The following is a 2,955-nucleotide window of genomic DNA, read 5'->3' on the forward strand; positions in this document are numbered from 1 at the left end:
GACCTATCAACCTCATCGTCTCTGAGGGATCTTATCTGCTCGAAGCAGAGGGAAATCTCATCTCAAGGGGGGCTTCATGCTTAGATGCTTTCAGCACTTATCCCGACCACACGTAGCTACCCAGCGATGCTCCTGGCGGAACAACTGGTACACCAGCGGTGTGTCCATCCCGGTCCTCTCGTACTAAGGACAGCTCCTTTCAAATTTCCAACGCCCACGACGGATAGGGACCGAACTGTCTCACGACGTTCTGAACCCAGCTCGCGTACCGCTTTAATGGGCGAACAGCCCAACCCTTGGGACCGACTACAGCCCCAGGATGCGATGAGCCGACATCGAGGTGCCAAACCTCCCCGTCGATGTGGACTCTTGGGGGAGATAAGCCTGTTATCCCCGGGGTAGCTTTTATCCGTTGAGCGACGGCCCTTCCATACGGTACCGCCGGATCACTAAGCCCGACTTTCGTCCCTGCTCGACTTGTAGGTCTCGCAGTCAAGCTCCCTTGTGCCTTTACACTCTGCGAATGATTTCCAACCATTCTGAGGGAACCTTTGGGCGCCTCCGTTACTCTTTAGGAGGCGACCGCCCCAGTCAAACTGCCCACCTGACACTGTCTCCGGACCGGATTACGGTCCTGGGTTAGAATGTCCGTACAGCCAGGGTAGTATCCCACCAGCGCCTCCACCGAAGCTGGCGCTCCGGTTTCCAAGGCTCCTACCTATCCTGTACAAGCTGTACCAACATTCAATATCAGGCTGCAGTAAAGCTCCACGGGGTCTTTCCGTCCTGTCGCGGGTAATGTGCATCTTCACACATAGTATAATTTCACCGGGTCTCTCGTTGAGACAGTGCCCAAGTCGTTGCACCTTTCGTGCGGGTCGGAACTTACCCGACAAGGAATTTCGCTACCTTAGGACCGTTATAGTTACGGCCGCCGTTTACTGGGGCTTCGGTTCAACGCTTCGCATAAGCTAACGCATCCCCTTAACCTTCCAGCACCGGGCAGGTGTCAGCCCCTATACTTCGCCTTACGGCTTCGCAGAGACCTGTGTTTTTGGTAAACAGTCGCTTGGGCCTTTTCACTGCGGCTCCTCGGCAGAGGAGCACCCCTTCTCCCGAAGTTACGGGGTCATTTTGCCGAGTTCCTTAACGAGAGTTCTCCCGCTCACCTTAGGATACTCTCCTCGCCTACCTGTGTCGGTTTGCGGTACGGGCACCTCTTTCCTCATTAGAGGCTTTTCTTGGCAGTGTGAAATCAGGAGCTTCGGTACTATAGTTCCCTCCCCATCACAGCTTGACGTTGCCGGACGGATTTGCCTGTTCCGACCGTCTCACTGCTTGGACGTGCACATCCAATGGCACGCTCTCCTTATCCTCCTGCGTCCCCCCGTCATTCAAACGGAAAGGAGGTGGTACAGGAATATCAACCTGTTGTCCATCGCCTACGCCTTTCGGCCTCGGCTTAGGTCCCGACTAACCCTGAGAGGACGAGCCTTCCTCAGGAAACCTTAGGCATTCGGTGAAAGAGATTCTCACTCTTTTTTCGCTACTCATACCGGCATTCTCACTTCTAAGCGCTCCACCAGTCCTTACGGTCTGACTTCGCAGCACTTAGAACGCTCTCCTACCACTGATCGTAAGATCAATCCGCAGCTTCGGTGGTGTGTTTAGCCCCGGTACATTTTCGGCGCAGAGTCACTCGACCAGTGAGCTATTACGCACTCTTTGAATGATGGCTGCTTCTAAGCCAACATCCTGGTTGTCTAAGCAACTCCACATCCTTTTCCACTTAACACACACTTTGGGACCTTAGCTGGCGGTCTGGGCTGTTTCCCTCTCGACCATGAACCTTATCACCCACGGTCTGACTCCCAGAACAAAGTCTATGGCATTCGGAGTTTGACTGAATTCGGTAACCCGATAGGGGCCCCTCGTCCAATCAGTGCTCTACCTCCATGACTTTCTATTCTGAGGCTAGCCCTAAAGCTATTTCGGAGAGAACCAGCTATCTCCGTGTTCGATTGGCATTTCACCCCTACCCACACCTCATCCCCGTAATTTTCAACTTACGTGGGTTCGGGCCTCCAGTCAGTGTTACCTGACCTTCACCCTGGACATGGGTAGATCACACGGTTTCGGGTCTACGACCGCATACTCACTCGCCCTGTTCAGACTCGCTTTCGCTGCGGCTCCGCTTCTGCTGCTTAACCTCGCATACGGTCGTAACTCGCCGGTTCATTCTACAAAAGGCACGCCGTCACCCATTAACGGGCTCCGACTACTTGTAGGCACACGGTTTCAGGTTCTATTTCACTCCCCTTCCGGGGTGCTTTTCACCTTTCCCTCACGGTACTGGTTCACTATCGGTTACTAGGGAGTATTTAGCCTTGGGAGATGGTCCTCCCGGATTCCGACGGAATTCCTCGTGTTCCGCCGTACTCAGGATCCACTCCGGAGGGAGGAAGATTTCGACTACAGGGCTGTTACCCTCTTCGGCTGATCTTTCCAGATCGATTCGTCTATCTTCCTCCTTGATAACTCCAAAGGAGTGTCCTACAACCCCAGAAAGCAAGCTTTCTGGTTTGGGCTGATTCCGTTTCGCTCGCCGCTACTTGGGAAATCGCGTTTGCTTTCTCTTCCTCCGGGTACTTAGATGTTTCAGTTCCCCGGGTGTGCCTTCCTATACCTATGTATTCAGTATAGGATACTGTTCCATTACGAACAGTGGGTTTCCCCATTCGGAAATCTCCGGGTCAAAGCCTGCTTACGGCTCGCCGGAGCATATCGGTGTTAGTCCCGTCCTTCATCGGCTCCTAGTACCAAGGCATCCACCGTGCGCCCTTATTCACTTAACTATCTTCGTGAAAAGACGTTTATATAAATCAATTAGATGTCTTGTCATCATGATCTCATCGCTAGATGAGTCATAATTCCTTATCCAGTTTTCAAGGTTCA

The 2,955-nt window shown here is 53.0% G+C and carries 1 rRNA gene; it reads right to left on the reverse strand.

Features of this window, described 5'->3' with window-relative positions:
* Positions 1 to 2,855, reverse strand: a 23S ribosomal RNA gene (locus GLV97_RS19570); the annotation flags it as partial.
* Between the last annotated feature and the right edge of the window lie 100 nt (positions 2,856 to 2,955).

The organism is Halobacillus litoralis (assembly GCF_009856355.1).
Taxonomy (GTDB): domain Bacteria; phylum Bacillota; class Bacilli; order Bacillales; family Halobacillaceae; genus Halobacillus; species Halobacillus litoralis_B.